This is a genomic window from Sinorhizobium arboris LMG 14919, from assembly GCF_000427465.1.
GTDB classification, from domain to species: Bacteria; Pseudomonadota; Alphaproteobacteria; order Rhizobiales; family Rhizobiaceae; genus Sinorhizobium; species Sinorhizobium arboris.
The window spans coordinates 105969-120216 of record NZ_ATYB01000007.1 but is presented as its reverse complement, the minus strand read 5'-3'; the positions used below and the strand labels follow the sequence as shown (position 1 = coordinate 120216).

Genomic DNA, 14248 nt, shown 5'->3' with positions numbered 1-14248 from the left:
CAGTGAGATGAACATGGCGATCCGCGCGCTTTTCGATCCGAGCAAAGACATCCAAAGAAACATTGAGAAGGTCATTAGCTATGGCGCTTCGCAGGAAAACCGCCTGAAGGCGGAAATCTCCGAGTATGTCGTTACGGAGAGCATAGAAGAGCAATTCCGTAAGCTGCTGGATCGTATGCAGCTGGCCATGGAAGCGGGGGGAGAGAACGAAATCGGCGTCTGGGTTTCCGGCTTCTATGGGTCGGGCAAGAGCTCTTTCACGAAGTATCTCGGTATGGCGTTTGATGACAAACGCACCATCGATGGAACACCCTTCATCAATCACCTTCAGGACCGGCTTAACAAGGCCCAAACCAAAGCGCTGCTCGCTACGGTCGCAAAACGATTCCCTGCCGCTGTCGTGATGCTTGATCTGGCAAGCGAGATGCTCGCCGGCGCCACGATGGAGGACGTCTCAACGGTTCTGTATTTCAAAGTCCTACAATGGGCCGGTTATTCTCGGAACCTGAAGGTCGCCGCGTTCGAGCGCATGGTCGAAAAAGATGGCCGCATGCAAGAACTGGAGGAGCATGTCGCTCGCGCCTTCAAAGGAGCGAATTGGGCGCGGGTTCAGAACAACCCTCTCGCCATTGACGGCCTTATTCCTAAGATTGCCCATGAAATGTATCCGGCATTGTTTCCGGAACCTAAATCCTTCACTTCGAGCACCGAAGGTTTCTACGAATTTGAAGATCAGCGCGTTCAAGCGATGATCGACATCGTCCGTGAAAAGAGCGGCAAAGAGAACATCATCTTCGTCGTTGACGAAGTCGGTCAATATGTAGCGTCGCGCGACAACCTGATCCTCAATCTCGACGGGCTTGCGAAAAATCTGAAGCGGCTGGGGGACGGCAAGGTCTGGATCATTTCAACCGCGCAGCAAACGCTGACGGAGGACGACCCTCGAGCAGCGCTCAATTCCGATAAGCTGTTTAAGCTGAAGGATCGCTTTCCGATTCAAATCGACCTTGAGTCGAACGACATCAAGGAAATTTGCTATCGGCGCCTTCTCGGAAAATCCGCAGCCGGGGCGGCTGAGCTTGGCAAGATGTTTGATACGCACGGTCAGGCGCTGCGCCACAATACGAAGCTTCAGGACGCTAAGTACTACGACGCCGATTTCAGCCGCGAGAGCTTTATTAATCTGTATCCCTTCTTGCCGGCTCATTTCGATATCCTCCTCCACCTGTTGGGAGCTCTGGCGAAGTCGACAGGCGGCATCGGCCTGCGTTCAGCAATCAAAGTCATTCAAGACGTTCTCAAAGGCGAAGGTGGATCGAAGCCTATGGCGGACAATCCGGTTGGCTGGCTCGCTACAACCGTGACGCTCTTTGACGATCTAGAGAAGGATATCAGGCGCGCGTTCCCTTCAATCTATCAATCGGTCGGCAAGGTACAAATCGAGTACTTTGGGAGCGATCTCCACCTAGAGGTAGCTAAGACCATCGCCGTTCTTCAAATTCTGGGGAACCTGCCGGTGACCGCCCAGAACGTTGCGGCCTTGATGCAGCCTGGCGTGACCGCGCCTTCGCGGCTTGAGGACGTTAAGAAAGCTGTCGATGAGATGCTTGCCAACGTGCGCGTGCCGCTTGGCGAGAAGGACGGCAATCTCGTCTTCTTGAGTGAGCGCTTGCGTGACATCGAGGAAGAGCGGGGCGGCATCGCCCTCAGAACTGTCGATCTGAAGAGCATTTTCGCCGCGAACTTGCGCGAGGTGTTCGACCCCTTACCGCGCCACACTCTCCAGGGAACGATGGCCGTTGCTACGGGGCTAAAACTCCAGTCCGGCAGCGCCGTCACCAGCGTATCGGGAGATCAGAACGCCATTCAGACGGTCGTTGAGTTCGTTAAGCCAGACGACGCAGAAACGGCGCGCACGCGGATGCTCGATGACTCGCGGGGCCGCCAGAACCGCAATGTGATCGGCTTGGTCGCGCGTACCAATCCCGACATTGATGAGTTGAATGGGGAGATCTATCGCTGCCAGCGCATCGCTGAACTTCATCGCAATGATCCTGAGCAGGAAATCAGGGATTATTGCGCCGGCCAATTGGAGCGCGCAGCCAAGTTGGCGCTCCAACTTCAGAGCAAGATCAAGCAGTCGTTGCAGGCCGGCTCTTTCGTTTTTCGCGGAGAGGCAACAGCGGCTGCTGCGCTTGATCCTGATCTTTTAGAGGCATCGAAAAAGCTGCTGGCAAAGGTGGCTGCCGAGGTCTTCGACCGCTACGCAGAAGCCCCCGTCCGCGTCTCCACTGACAACGCAGAGAGATTCGTCAAGGCGGCGAACCCTGCCGCCCTTGCAAGCAATCTTGATCCTTTAGGGTTGGTGCAGACCGTTGCTGGAAAGGCGAGCTTCCGCACGGATCACCGCGCGATGATCAGCATCCGCGACTACATAGATCGCCACGGGATCGCCAACGGTAAGCGGCTGCTGGATGATTTCTCAAGCGATCCGTTCGGCTGGTCGCCTGACACGACCCGCTACATCTTGGCAGCCATGCTGATGGCGGGTGAGATCAAGCTCACTGTGTCAGGGCGCGAAGTCACCGCGGCCGGCCCCCAAGCGATTGAAGCGCTCAAAACCAACAATTCTTTCCGCCAGGTCGGCGTTTCGCTTCGCCATGAGCGGCCCTCGAACGAAACCCTGGGCCGAGCGGCACAGCGATTAACCGACCTCGTCGGGGACGTCGTCATTCCGCTGGAACAGGAGATCAGTAAGGCGACGGCCAAGCACTTCACGCGGTTCCAGTTGGAGTATGGGACTCTTTCGGAGCGTCTCAGCCGCCTCGGGCTCGGCGGTAGTGACCGCGTCAAAGGCATGAACCAGGAGATTGCCGACATTCTCTTCACAGATGCGTCCGATGCGCCGCAGCGCCTAGGGGCTGAGGACTCATCGATCTATAACAACTTGAAGTGGACCCATGAGGTCAAACGGGCTCTCGACAACGGGCTCGAAACGACCCTCCGCGACCTTCAGGATCACTGCCGCGAGATCGGTCAGCTGCCGGACACCGGCATTCCCGGCGACCTTCGCCGAGATTCGGAGGATGCTCTCAAGTCGGTGACTGATTGGATCGCAACGGATGAGTTTTATCGTCATACGGCGGATTTCAGCACGCAGCTGACGGAGACCAAGGCGCGTGTAAGGGATGCGGTCGCCACGCTGGCGGAGCAGCAGAAGCAGCGGCTTAAGGACGGTCTCGATGATCTACAGCGCGTACCGGAATGGAATGAGCTGACGCAGGAGGAACGGAGCAACGTGGCCGCTAGGCTCGATGCCTTGGAGCTCAGCGTAGGACATGATCTCGCCGGTTTGAAGCGGCTCTTGACCCGCAACTATGACATCAACAGCACGATTGATGACCTACGCCGATCCATCCAGCGGCAGGGAAAAGAGCGTGTTTTGCAGCGCGAAGCGCAGCAGCAGAAGGGCATGGCTGAGGATGGTCCCAAGAAGCTCACCGAAGCAGTTCCGCTGCCGGCGAAATTGACGACCCTCGCCGACTTGGAATCCCTCATTCAGCGCCTTAATCAGTTACGGGGCCAGTTCTCTGCCTATCGGGACGTCGAGCTCTCCCTCATCATCGAGGGAGAGAAGTAATTATGGCTTTCGATCAGGCGACGCGAAATCGCTTGCAGCGATTTGTGAATGAGGCGCGCAAAACGCTAGAGGAGGAGTTCACCCGCCAGCTGCAGCTCGACTACGGGCTTGATCCCGCGTCCGGCACAGTCACGCCGATAGAGAACCTGCGTCACCTGACCGACGCGCAGCGGGAAACGGCGCGCATCCTGCGCGATACGCTTGCCCACTATTGCGCAAGCCCCGGCACGGATGCCACTGCCGGCCTTGACCGGATCGTGCGCGAACAAGCCTTCACCGTCCTCAACCGGTTGGCGGCGCTACGTATGGCAGAAGCGCGCGGGCTGCTAATCGAGTCTGTCGGCAACGGCTACCAGGCCAAAGGTTTTCAACTTTACTCCCGGCTAGCTGGCGCCGGCCTTGGCGAAACCGGGGATGCTTATCGGACGTATCTCTTGAGCGTCTTTGACGAGCTATCGCAGGATTTGCCAGCTCTCTTTGATCGCTATTCACCGCAAGGGCGACTGTTCCCTCGCGAGGTGGCGCTCGTTCAACTTCTGACTCTGATTAATCACGGGGAGATCGACCCTCTTTGGGCTGAGGACGAGACGATTGGCTGGATCTACCAGTACTTTAACTCGAAGGAAGAGCGCAAAGCGATGCGCGAGGCGTCCCAGGCGCCGCGCAACAGTCGAGAGCTCGCCGTCCGTAACCAGTTCTTCACGCCGCGCTATGTGGTGGAATTCCTGGTCGACAATACGCTGGGGCGGCTCTGGTTCAACTGGACGGGCGGGCAAACCTCGCTGCGCGACCGCTGCCAGTATCTGCTGGTGAAACCGGATGAGCAGCCAGAGTCTGCCAGACGCCTGCGCGACCCGCGTACGATCAAGCTTCTCGACCCCGCCTGCGGTTCGATGCATTTCGGCCTCTACGCTTTCGACCTGTTCCAGGAAATCTACCGCGAGACCTGGGAGTGGGAGCAGACCCATGGGCCCGCCGCGCTGGATCGGGAAACCGGCGGCGGCCCTGATCTGAAGCCGCTATTGGAAACCTATGTCGACCTGGATGCCTTGCTGCGCGACGTGCCGCGGCTGATCATCGAGCACAACATCTATGGCGTCGATATCGACCCGCGGGCGGCGCAGATCGCGTCGCTGGCGCTGTGGCTGCGGGCGCAGCGGGCTTGGCATGAGGCGGGCGTGAAGTCTAAGGACCGGCCGCAGGTGGGCCAGGGCCATGTGGTGGCGGCGGTGGCCCCGCCGGCCGAGGTGGACCTGCGCAAGCGCTTCATGGAGGAACTGGGCCCCCTAGATGCCGAGCTGTTCGAGCAGACGCTGTTCATGCTCAAGGGCCTGCCCGAGCTTGGTGTGTTGCTGAAGGTCGAAAAGGAACTGCCTGCGCTGATCCGCAAGGTCTTTGGCGAGCATGGTGCCCTCTTTCGCGCTGAAGATATGGAGCAGTGGCAGAAGGCCGAGGCGCGGCTGCGCGGAGCGCTTACGGATTTTGCCCGCGCGGCGCGATCCACATATCAGGGACGGCTGTTTGCCGACGACGCTCTGCAAGGGCTGCGGATGATCGACCATTGTCGGGAAGTGTTCGATGTAGTCGTGATGAATCCGCCTTTCGGCGCTCTGGCGGCCAACACCAAAGAAGAGCTGATCAAGACTTATCCTTCAAGCAAGAACGACTTGCTTGCAATTTTTGTCGAGCGCGGTTTGGAGATGATGCGCGCTGGCAGCCGCCTAGGCGCCATAACATCACGCACCTGTTTCTTTTTGAAGAGCTTCGCCGCTTGGCGGGAAGACATAGTTCTCGGCGTCGCCAAGCCAGAGGTTATGGCAGACTTGGGCTTGGGCGTCATGGATGATGCGTTAGTAGAAGCAGCTGCGTACGCACTGGAGAAGAGATAATGACAGTATTTCTTCGTGTTCTAGAAGCAACAGATAAACACTACGCTCTCGATGAAATCGTGGGAAGCTTTCGGAACGGAATTGAGGACTCTCGAATATTTCCCGCAAATACGGAAACATTCAAAACTTTCCCTGGTGCTTCATTTGCCTACTGGGTAGGCGATTCGGTGCGAAACACCTTCAAGAAGCACGAAGCATTCGAGAGTGCGGCAACGGGATTTCTACCAAGGCGAGGCGTAAATTCCAATGATGATTTCCGCTTCCTAAGATCTTGGTGCGAAGTGAAATTGGAAACTGGTCGATGGATGGTGCACCCAAAGGGCGGCGAATTCCGGCCGTATTACGCAGACGTATACCTTGTTGTAGATTGGCTCAAGGACGGCGCCTATTTGGAGGCGGAGAGAGTCACTACAAAGACGTATAAATCGGCAATAGTACCCAGTAAGGGTCTTTATTTCCGGCCAGGCCTGACTTGGTCACGAAGAACTAAGAGCCGTTTGTCAATGAGAGTTATGCCGAGAAATTGCATATTCGGCGACAAAGGCCCCGCAGTAATTGCTTATAATGATAACGAAGACGTTCTGTTCTGGGCTTTGGCAATTTCTCTGAGCAGTGCTTTCCACAAGCTTGTCGAGGTTCAGCTGGCCGCTGCTGACGCGCGGCCCGGCGGCGCAGCTCACTCGTTCGAAGTTGGAGTAATTCAGACAACACCACTTCCAGCTCCCGACGACGATCGCAGACAACAGCTGGTGCAGTTGGCGCGTCGTGCTTGGGCGCTCAAGCGCGCCTTGGATACCACAGAGGAGAACTCTCATGCGTTCCATTTGCCGGCCGCGCTGCGCGTACGAGTTGGGAGCTATGACCTGCCGTCCATTGAGGCCGAGCTGGCTGAGATACAAGTGGGGATCGACGAGATCGCATTCGAGCTCTATGGATTCAGCGAGGTTGACCGTGTCGCAGCAAGGGCTCCATCCACTTCACCTGTCGGAGAAGTCAGTGACGTCGGTGAGGACGCAGACGAGAACGAAGACGGTGACGGTGCTACCGAGATTGACCAAACCGACGGCCTACTTAGCTGGGCTGTTGGCGTCGCATTTGGCCGTTTCGACTGGCGACTGGCGACGGGTGAACGCGACGCCCCGCCCGAGCCGGACCCGTTCGATCCGCTACCAGCCAAGAGTCCGGGCATGTTGCCTGACGGCGCCGCGCCGTTTCATGCCCACAATGGCATCCTGGTCGACGACCGGGGTCACCCTGATGATCTGGCCCGGCTGATCGAAGAACTTCTTGCGCGAGTCGATACGGAGGTGCCGGGCGACGTGCGTCGCTGGCTGCAGCGCGACTTTTTCCCGCTGCACCTGAGGCAGTATAGCAAGAGCCGCCGCAAAGCGCCGATTTACTGGCCGCTGTCGACCAGCTCGGGCAGCTACACGCTTTGGCTCTATTACCCGAGCCTGACCAGCCAGACGCTCTACACCGCCGTCAACGACTTCGTGGAACCGAACCTGAAGCAGGTTGCGCGCGATGCCGCCGCTCTGCGCGACAAAGGCGCGGCCCGCTCGCGAGACGATGAGAAGGCCTTCGAAGGGCTGCAGAGCCTGGAGCTGGAACTGATCGAGTTGCGCGATACCCTGCTGCAGATCGCGCCGACCTATCGTCCGAACCATGACGACGGCGTCCAGATCACTGCCGCGCCGTTGTGGCAGTTGTTCCAACACAAGCCCTGGCAGAAGGTGTTGAAGGACACGTGGACGAAGCTTGAGAAGGGGGAATACGACTGGGCCCAGCTCGCCATGGCCTATTGGCCGGACCGCGTGCGCGAGAAGTGCAAGACAGACAAGTCACTCGCCATCGCGCACGACCGCGAACAGCTCTATGAACCCGCCTCATTGGCGGAGGATGGCAAGAGGAAGAAGAAAGGCGGCGTAGAATGAGGATGCAATATAGTGTTGCAACGCTCATTTGTTTCTTTCACTCTTCGAGCTGTGCCGAAGATATTGTCAATGATTATGGATATTTAGAAGAGATTTGAACTGATGAGCATTTCACATTTCATCAAGGAGCAAATCCTTCTTCCGCGTCTTCGGCGGGCGGGCTGCATGGTCGTTTATGATCCGGAGCATCGCTATCGCGATCAATGCCTTAGCTTGGCCAGCGACCAGGTCGTTATCGTGGATGCGTCCGAGAGTGGAATTGAGGCGCGTCAGGCGGCCCTCACTGCCCTTGTTGATCTTGGCAAGCCCGACCCCGCGGTTGAGGGCGTGCTCATCTATGTTCCCGCCCGAAAGCCCGCCACTGACGAGGCGATGCAGGTTGATCCGTTTTCCATATATTGGAAGTGCGGCGCGGTCTTTCCGCAAGACGATGGCGATGAATATCTGAGCCTTTGCCTTCGTGCGCGTCCGGATCATCTCACCGAGATACGAAAGGCGTTCTCTGCTACGCCGTCAGGGCCTGCATTCTCAGTTATCGATGCCATCGGCGGTGGCGCCAGCTGGCCACACCTTCGGGCCGCGTTGGGTGTCGAGTCAGGGCGCGAAATTCTGACCGCTCTTCTCGTGCCAAGCGAAAAGCAGTCAGCTGAGCTCAAGCGGCAGGAAGGCTGGTCCGACGAAGCGCGCGAGTTCCTCCGCGCAACGTTATCGATGGCAGTGAAGACGCGCGGCAAGACGTGGGGCGCATTAGCCGATGAGCTTTGGCGTTTCGTTCTGTTCAGTGAGTTCGTTTTCGATCTGCCAGGGGCGTTGCCGGCGTCCCTAATGGGCGTACCTCACGCGCCTGTTGAGGCGCGCCCCGTGGTCGAGGATGTTTGCGAGCGCCTGCGCAATGATCCACGCTGGCGGTCGGCCTACATCGAGCGTGCAGAAACCGTAGAGGCTGAGCTCGATCTCCAGAGGCAGTGTGCCTCGATCGAAGATCTAGGGGAGCGTGATACGTTTCCGTTTGAAGAGCGCACGTACCTCAATGTCGCGATCAAAGGGATCACGACAGGAGATGTGGACGCGGCCCGCAAGGTTTTGGCACGGCACAAGAGCTCGGTTTGGCTTGGAAAGGGTGAGAGCCAGGCGCAGTGGGAGCTGGTCAGGTCGGGCCTCAATCTCATCGAGGCTTGCGATGATTATGAGCGGCAACTAGCAGATCACGCGCGCACGCAGTCAGAGCTGATCGACTTCTTTGTGACTACGCTGCGCGAGGTCGATCGCCTGCATCGAGAGTTTGAGCAGGCTGTCGGGGAATTCATTGATCCCCACGGCACGATGCATGAGGTCATTCAGCAATCTCGCCAGCGCTATCGCCGGCTGGCTGAGAAGGTGCAAACAATCTTCATGAAGCACCTGGCGATAACCGGCTGGCCGCCAGCGGAGCGGCTTGCGAATGCTGAAACATTCGACCGCTTTGTGGGTTCGCGTCTGAAGGACGCAGGGCGTCGCGTGGCGTACATTTTAGTCGATGCTCTGCGCTACGAACTCGGGGTCGCGCTGGAAAAGATGCTGGCGGAAGACGGGCCGGTCGAGCTCCATGCCGCTTACGCGCAATTGCCCACGATAACACCGGTCGGCATGGCAAGCTTGCTTCCTGATGCCCGGTCACAGCTGACGCTGTCTACGGAAACCGAGGCGCTTGTCCCTAAGCTCGGGGGTGCGGCGGTCACCAATGTTGCCGCCCGCATGGACGTTCTTCGAAAGAAATTCGGTGATCGCTTCAGCGAAATGCCCCTTGGGGACTTCGTTCGCGGTAAGCCCAAGATCCCAGCCACCGTGGATTTGTTGGTGCTGCGGTCAACGGAGATCGACAGTCAGCTCGAAAACAATCCGGAGACCACCCTCGGGCTAATTCCGTCCACGCTCAAGTTCGTGCGCAATGCGCTTCACAAGCTAAAGGGCATGGGGTTCAACGACGCTGTCATTGCGACCGATCACGGCTTTTTCCTGAATGCGCAGGCGGATCATGGTGATGTTTGCGCCAAGCCGCTCGGGAAATGGGTGGTCAATGCCCATGATCGTATGCTTCTGGGCACGGGTAACGAGGACGGCAATAATCTTGTCGTGGCCGCTGAGCGGATTGGCATCCGCACCGACGCATCGCAAGCAGCGCTGCCGCGGAGCATGGCCCCTTACAGCAACGGTCACCTCTACTTCCATGGCGGCGCCTCCCTCGCGGAGGCTGTAGTTCCAGTGCTCGTTGCGCGACTGGATTCTGGAGGGCAAGCGGCTGTCTCTCGCTCTTCGGTCGAGCTCAGCTATCGCAATGGCGCGACTCGCATCACGACGCGCGTGCCGGTCATCGAGGTGGCGCTGATTTCGGACGATATGTTCTCGCGCGATATCAGCGTTGAAATCCTATTGGAGGCTCAGGACACCAAGGGCCGTGTCGTGGGGGAACCGCGGCCAAGCGCAGATGTGAACCCCGCCACCCATACAATCACCCTTATGCCCGGTGATTGTAAGCAGATCGCCCTGGGCATGGACCGGGAGTTTGAGGGCAAGTTCGTGGTCAAGGCTCTCAACCCGACGACGCTGGCAAGCTATTTCACCCTTACCCTTGAAACGGACTACACCGTATGAGTGAGCACGACCAACTGGATACGAAGCTCCTGTCAGCTTTCGATGGAAAGGTGGTCCGCAAAGATCTCCTGCATCGGATTAAGAAGGGGACGAACGTGCCGACGTTCGTTCTTGAGTTTCTCCTGGCGCGCTTCTGCGCCAGCGACAGCCAGGCAGAGATCGATGCCGGCATGGAGGCCGTGCTTGCGACCCTGCAGGACAATTACGTCCGCCCCGATGAGGCAAATGCCGCGCAGTCGAAGGTCGCAACGAAAGGAAGTCACCGCTTCATCGACAAGGTGCATGTGCGCTATGTCGAGAAGGAGAAGCGGCACTGGGCATCCCTAGAGAACTTCAACTCTCAGCGGATTGCGATAGGCGAAAAGTTCTACCGCGACAATGACCGGCTGCTCGAAGGCGGAATCTGGGCGGAAGTCACGCTTACGCATAACGATATCGAGGAAGATAATTACGCCTTCTACATAGAGGATTTGCGCCCGATTCAGCTGTCGCGGTTTGATTTTGCTCGCTACGCCGAAGGACGAAACGGCTTCAGTCGCGACGAGTGGATTGACGTGATCATGCGCTCGGTCGGCTTGGAGCCTTCAAAACTCGACCACCGTGTGAAGATGCATTTCATAGCGCGCCTAGCTGCGTTGGTGGAGCCGAACTACAACTATATTGAGCTTGGTCCCCGCGGAACGGGGAAATCGTACTTCTTCAGCGAATTCTCGCCATACGCCACGCTAATATCAGGGGGGCAGGCAACTAAAGCAACGCTGTTCTACAATAACGCGCGCCGCAAAGTTGGCCTGGTTGGCTATTGGGACACCGTCGCTTTCGACGAAGTGGGCGGCATCAAGGTCCGTGACCCTGACACTATTCAGATCATGAAGGACTTCATGGCGAATGGCCGTTTCTCGCGCGGCGCAGAGATCATTGCCGATGCGAGCTTGAGCTTTGTCGGCAACATCGATCTGTCTGTGCAGCAGGTTGTCAACTCTACTGAGTACGACCTGTTCCAGCCCTTGCCGCCTGAGCTCGATCTTGCCGTGATGGATCGTTTTGCAGCCTACATCCCTGGCTGGGAAATGCCCAAGAACAGCAGCGCCTTTCTGACGAACCGATACGGCTTCATCACCGACTACCTAGCGGAGGCTTTCCACTATCAATTTAAGCACACCAATCGATACGAGGAAGTCAGCCGCCGCGTTCGCTTGGGCAAATCTGTCGAAGGCAGAGACGAGAAAGGCATCAAGAAGACAATCTGCGCTTTCCTCAAAATTCTGCATCCCAACGGCCCCCCGGCCGACGAGGAGTTTGATGAATACGTCTCCTACGCGGTCGAATGCCGGCGTCGCGTCAAGGAGCAGATGAACAAGCGCAAACCGGACGACGAGTTTGCGAAGATAGGGCTCTCCTATTTTGATGCGGCCGGGAAAGAGGTCATTGTATATTGCCCTGAGTCCAAGAATGCCGAGGCAACCCAGCAGCCCGCGCGACGCCGCCTGCGGCAGAGCGGGGAAGACGCGGTGGCCGAGAGCCAAATGCCGAGTTCGCCAGCTGGGTCAGAAAGCCCGCCGCCATCGGTCGAGCCGACGGACATGCCGTCAATCGTGCCCGATAAGGGTGCCCCTGAGTTGAGGGAGCAGCATTTTAGTATCCTCTATGGCGACACCGGTCATAGTTATGAGTCGATCCTTGGCCCATATTTGCGCGGCGCGAAGTCGGTCGTCATCGAAGACCCCTACATTCGCATGCCGCATCAAATTCAGAACTTCGTCAGGTTCTGTGAAACAGTCCTCCGTCACAGCGTCGCGAAGAAGATAACGCTGATAACCGGCTACGATGACAAGACGCAACTCGCCGACATTTCCGAAAAGCTCGAAGAACTCAAGCAGAGCCTGCTAGAGCTCGATGTTCTGCTGGAAATAAATCTCAACGCCAATTTGCATGACCGGGAGATCAGGATCGACAACGGGTGGGTCGTTAAGATTGGTCGCGGTCTCGACTTCTACCAGAAGCCCGGTGGTTGGTTCGAGGTGGGGTCGCACGATTTGAGCTTGCGGAAGTGCTTGGAAACGAAGGTCGACATATACCGTGCCGCGGGTGGTACGGTCGCTTGAGCACCTTTTCTTAAAGCTCGAGCGGAGAGAGCAGCGTATGCCGACTTTCGAAGAGGTGGCTGGGTCACTCGATCAGATTATGGGCGTGAAGGCGGTCTGGGGTCGCTCTTCGGAGCCGGTCAGCGGCGTGGTTCGGCATCCCTTAGAGCGGCTAACAAGAGCTTTGAAGCGATCGGGGAACCGGTTGGCCAATCTGTTCGAAAATCGACACCAGATGCTTCTTGAAACATTCGGTGCGTTGTCCAATGCCATTGCCCTCGCTCTTCAGGGTCTTCCGCCGGAAGAATGCATGGCTCTTTCGCGAGAATGAGCTGAGAAGCTGCTGACCCATCCTCTTTCACGTAGTCGGGAAGCTCTATCCGCAGGTCTTCAAACGGCAGCAACAATTCTGTCATCCCTACTCCCCAAACCCCGCCTTCCGGTTCAGCAGTACACGTCTTTGCTATCCGCATAGTCAACCGTGCCGGGAGCCCTCCACTGACGTGGCTTCTCGGCGTCGCCGAACTGGCTCGGGAGTCCAATGTCTGGCCCTTCGCCAAAGGGAAAAGACAGACCATACCCTATTGCGAAGCGAGTAAACTCATCGGCGCTACCTTTCGGCATGATGAAGTCCTTGGGCCGGGGAACCTCCACCAGCTTATACGGTGGAACGCCTGCGTTGTGGTGTTGGAAGGCCTTGTAGGTGGATTCGATCGAATTCTTGTACCACTCGGATTTCGAGCCGCCGCCGCCCATGAAAACCACCAATGGGCGCATGCGGGAAGTCGATAGCTTGCCGATGAACTTTCTCTCATAGTCGGCACTCTGGAAGGCGTCTTCCTGCCAGTTCCGGCCGTCTTTCTGCCGCGCGGTCATGATGACATAACCGACGAGCCTGCGAATTCTTTGAACGAACTCGGCTAGGGCCGATGGCGCGCAGGTCTTCAGCAGTCCCTCCAATGTCACAGCGTCAATTTCGGCGGACGTTCCTTTCGAAAGGGCCGTTCCAATCGCGGAGACACCCACGGGCTCGACCTTGCCGGAATAGAAATTGATGCGGCGTTCCCCCCGGAAATTCAAATAGTTGAACGCGACGCCATCGACCGTGCCGCCGCCAACGTCGAAATAGACATAAATGCCCGGCACGGCTTCACGGGACATAACGAACGATTGCACCGCCGCAGCAATTTCCGGCACCGCATGAAAGTCTGTGACCTCGGACACAAGGCGCGGCTGGGTGACCCCATACGAAGACAGCGCCTGCTGGAACGTCTTCGGCACCTGGTCGTCTTTGACCCACAGCCAGGCGACGCCAAGCACTTCTTCAAACGTCGCAAGCGCTTGTGAATCGTAATGCTCGACAGGGACACCCACATTCGCCGACCAGACCGGAACGCGATTCTTCAGTCTGTCGGCTTCATGGACAGCAAGCCATTGCTGACTACGCTGGATCACCGACGCAAGAAACCACGCCGCAAGCGCCCTGACGGATTCGGCCTTGTTCAGGTCGATCCCCTCGAACTCTGGCAGGCGTTCGCCGATCGGCTCGCCCGCAAGGCGCATCTTCAGGTAAGGAACGATGACGGCGGGTTGCTTGCCGGAAACACTGTCGCCAAGGAACAGCCGCCCATCGGAACCGATTGCGACAATGGAGGGTACAAGCGCTTCCTTGCCGGCCTTGCCGGCAGCAACTGTTCCCGATACCTCACTGCCGAGGTCGCGAAAGCAGACTTTCGTGAAGCTCGTGCCAAAATCAATGCCGAGATTGATGGCAAGCGGTGTTGCTTTGGGCGCGCTCCGTGGCGGAGTGTCATTCAATACGACCCCCGCCAGCTTGTCTTGCGACTTGACGGTTGCCGGAGCTTTGCCCGCACGGGCTCTTGCCCGGCTTGCGGGTGCCTTCTCCGCAGCGGCAGGCGGGACCTGCGCAAGCGGGGGAGACGCCGTATTGCCGGGCTGTTCGTTATCTGATGCCGCGCCTTCATCCGGTTCGGAAGAGGATGGCGGAACTTCCGCCCTGCCAAACACGCGTTCGCGAAGTGATTTAAGCCTGTCACGCCAGCTTGCCAT

At 57.8% G+C, this 14248-nt stretch carries 7 protein-coding genes; 5 read left to right on the top strand and 2 right to left on the bottom strand.

The features are described from left to right. The first annotated feature begins 7 nt into the window (after positions 1-7). The 5 genes from brxC (at position 8) to brxL (ending at position 12199) form a co-directional block, all read left to right on the top strand. Positions 8-3640: a BREX system P-loop protein BrxC gene (brxC, locus tag SINAR_RS0100665; protein WP_209439290.1), complete on the top strand. Its 3633-nt coding sequence runs from the start codon at positions 8-10 to the stop codon at positions 3638-3640. A gap of 2 nt (positions 3641-3642) precedes the next feature. Continuing rightward, positions 3643-5529, top strand: coding sequence for an Eco57I restriction-modification methylase domain-containing protein (locus tag SINAR_RS0100660; protein ID WP_027997238.1), 1887 nt, complete (start codon positions 3643-3645; stop codon positions 5527-5529). Further along, a complete protein-coding gene (locus SINAR_RS0100655; protein WP_033056871.1) occupies positions 5529-7463 on the top strand; it encodes a BREX-1 system adenine-specific DNA-methyltransferase PglX in 1935 nt (644 codons plus the stop codon). Before SINAR_RS0100660 ends, SINAR_RS0100655 begins: the two co-directional genes overlap by 1 nt. A gap of 102 nt (positions 7464-7565) precedes the next feature. Further along, positions 7566-10094, top strand: a complete 2529-nt coding sequence (locus SINAR_RS0100650) for a PglZ domain-containing protein (RefSeq protein WP_033056869.1) — start codon at positions 7566-7568, stop codon at positions 10092-10094. Beyond that, positions 10091-12199, top strand: coding sequence for a BREX system Lon protease-like protein BrxL (gene brxL, locus SINAR_RS0100645; protein ID WP_027997235.1), 2109 nt, complete (start codon positions 10091-10093; stop codon positions 12197-12199). The genes SINAR_RS0100650 and brxL overlap by 4 nt, the downstream gene beginning before the upstream one ends. Positions 12200-12318: 119 nt before the next feature. On the opposite strand, the gene SINAR_RS1000000136385 is transcribed toward brxL, so the two are convergent. Both SINAR_RS1000000136385 and SINAR_RS1000000137500 read right to left on the bottom strand, forming a co-directional pair. Then, positions 12319-12594: a hypothetical protein gene (locus SINAR_RS1000000136385; protein ID WP_150851958.1), complete on the bottom strand. Its 276-nt coding sequence runs from the start codon at positions 12592-12594 to the stop codon at positions 12319-12321. Between the two features lie 28 nt (positions 12595-12622). Continuing rightward, positions 12623-14248, bottom strand: coding sequence for an Hsp70 family protein (locus SINAR_RS1000000137500; RefSeq protein WP_027997233.1), 1626 nt, complete (start codon positions 14246-14248; stop codon positions 12623-12625).

Bases quoted from the DNA above. Each gene is read 5' to 3' on its own strand.
- brxC (WP_209439290.1), top strand. From the start codon at position 8: ATGAACATGGCGATCCGCGCGCTTTTCGATCCGAGCAAAGACATCCAA.
- brxL (WP_027997235.1), top strand. From the start codon at position 10,091: ATGAGTGAGCACGACCAACTGGATACGAAGCTCCTGTCAGCTTTCGAT.
- SINAR_RS1000000136385 (WP_150851958.1), bottom strand. From the start codon at position 12,594: ATGACAGAATTGTTGCTGCCGTTTGAAGACCTGCGGATAGAGCTTCCC.
- SINAR_RS0100660 (WP_027997238.1), top strand. From the start codon at position 3,643: ATGGCTTTCGATCAGGCGACGCGAAATCGCTTGCAGCGATTTGTGAAT.
- SINAR_RS0100655 (WP_033056871.1), top strand. From the start codon at position 5,529: ATGACAGTATTTCTTCGTGTTCTAGAAGCAACAGATAAACACTACGCT.
- SINAR_RS0100650 (WP_033056869.1), top strand. From the start codon at position 7,566: ATGAGCATTTCACATTTCATCAAGGAGCAAATCCTTCTTCCGCGTCTT.
- SINAR_RS1000000137500 (WP_027997233.1), bottom strand. From the start codon at position 14,248: ATGGCAAGCTGGCGTGACAGGCTTAAATCACTTCGCGAACGCGTGTTT.